The organism is Erwinia sp. V71 (assembly GCF_965644245.1).
Lineage (GTDB): Bacteria > Pseudomonadota > Gammaproteobacteria > Enterobacterales > Enterobacteriaceae > Erwinia.
In genome coordinates this window covers 1-230 of record NZ_CBFFRK010000337.1, presented here as the reverse complement: position 1 = coordinate 230, position 230 = coordinate 1, and the positions used below count along the sequence as shown (strand labels likewise).

At 42.6% G+C, this 230-nt stretch carries 1 protein-coding gene; it reads right to left on the bottom strand.

Annotation, left to right across the window (positions count from 1 at the left end; all coding sequences use genetic code 11):
- Nucleotides 1–9: 9 nt before the first annotated feature.
- A partial coding sequence (locus ACSZO1_RS22865; RefSeq protein WP_437616705.1) for a hypothetical protein occupies nt 10–230 on the bottom strand: 221 nt, incomplete at its 5' end.

The following is a 230-nucleotide window of genomic DNA, read 5'->3' as shown; positions in this document are numbered from 1 at the left end:
CAGGATAGCTTATCGGTAGCTAACCGTCCCTCCATCCACATGACCAAGCGTTGCACTTATTATCTGAATTCGCGCAGCTGATTTGACTGAAAGTATGAAAAAAAATGGATGGGCAGGGGATCCAATTGATGTTGTCAGAATGAGTGATGGTAAATTAAGGAAGGTGCGATTAATTCGATGGGAACCATTTTTTCGTCCTGTCATCGTATGGTAAATGAACAAAGAACCGC